Here is a 1,487-nt window from a genome sequence, read left to right as displayed (position 1 = left end):
GACTTGTTCGCTGTAAAATCTCTCTCGCAAACAGGATCGATAAATGGAAAATTCATTAAAAGAAGCCGCCCTGCAGTTCCACGAATTCCCCGTGCCGGGCAAAATCTCCGTTACCCCAACCAAATCTTTGGCTACTTCTAAAGACTTGGCGTTGGCGTACTCTCCGGGCGTAGCTGCTCCTTGTATGGAAATCCATGCCGATCCTCAAACTGCCTACAAATACACTGCCAAAGGCAATTTGGTTGCCGTGATTTCCAACGGTACCGCAGTGTTGGGTTTGGGCAACATCGGCGCATTGGCCGGCAAACCTGTAATGGAAGGCAAAGGCGTATTGTTCAAAAAATTCGCCGGCGTTGACGTATTCGATATCGAAATCGATGAAAAAGACCCGCAAAAACTGGTAGACATCATCGCTTCTTTGGAACCGACTTTCGGCGGTATCAACCTCGAAGACATCAAAGCGCCTGAGTGCTTCTACATCGAACGCGAATTGCGCAAACGCTGCAAAATCCCCGTATTCCACGACGACCAACACGGTACCGCCATCATTACCGCTGCCGCTGTACTGAACGCTTTGCGTTATACCGGCCGCAAAATCGAAGAAGCAACTTTGGTGTGCTCCGGTGCAGGTGCCGCTGCGATCGCTTGCTTGAACCAATTGCTGGATTTGGGGCTGAAACGTGAAAACGTAACTGTCTGCGACTCCAAAGGCGTGATTTATAAAACCCGCGAAGACAAAGACCGTATGGACGAGTCCAAACAATTCTACGCCATCGAAGACAACGGCCAACGCGTATTGGCTGATGCCGTTAAAGGTAAAGACATCTTCTTGGGTCTGTCCGGCGCAAACCTGCTGACACCTGAAATGCTGAATACCATGAACGAAAAACCAATCGTGTTCGCTATGGCAAACCCAAATCCGGAAATTCTGCCTCCTTTGGCAAAAGAAACCCGTCCGGATGTGGTAATCGGTACCGGTCGCTCAGACTTCCCGAACCAAGTAAACAACGTATTGTGCTTCCCATTCATCTTCCGTGGCGCATTGGATGTCGGCGCGACCACCATCAACGAAGAAATGAAACGCGCTTGTGTATACGCTTTGGCTGACTTGGCAATGGAAGAAGTGCCTGAGGAAGTGATTGCTGCTTACGGTAAGAAATTTGAATTCGGCGCGGAATACCTGATTCCTACCCCATTCGATTCCCGCCTGTTGCCTCGCGTTGCTACAGCTACTGCTAAAGCAGCAATGGAAAGCGGCGTGGCTACCCGTCCAATCGCTGATTTGGATGCGTATACTGCTAAACTGGCCGGTTTGAAATTGTAATCCGGTAAGTAGTATTTGATTGAAAATGCCGTCTGGAAGTTGTATTTCAGACGGCATTTTTGTTTATTGGGTATTTTAGAAATGGCTTAATGCAGCAATCGGAATGAAGAACATGATAATCTGCTGCTTCAAAATGGACTGGGGAATATGGATTGCTTTTTAA

The 1,487-nt window shown here is 48.4% G+C and carries 1 protein-coding gene; it reads left to right on the top strand.

What is annotated here, in order from left to right; genetic code table 11:
* Positions 1–43: 43 nt before the first annotated feature.
* Positions 44–1,324 carry a malic enzyme-like NAD(P)-binding protein gene (locus ACTHUM_RS13780; RefSeq protein ID WP_083290073.1) on the top strand — a complete coding sequence of 427 codons (1,281 nt, stop codon included), beginning with the start codon at positions 44–46 and terminating at the stop codon, positions 1,322–1,324.
* The last annotated feature ends 163 nt before the right edge of the window (positions 1,325–1,487 follow it).

The organism is Neisseria sp. P0021.S006 (assembly GCF_051956895.1).
This window is presented reverse-complemented; position numbering and strand designations above follow the sequence as displayed.

What these genes read in the sequence shown, in the direction of transcription:
- ACTHUM_RS13780 (WP_083290073.1), top strand. Translation starts at nt 44, where the DNA reads ATGGAAAATTCATTAAAAGAAGCCGCCCTGCAGTTCCACGAATTCCCC.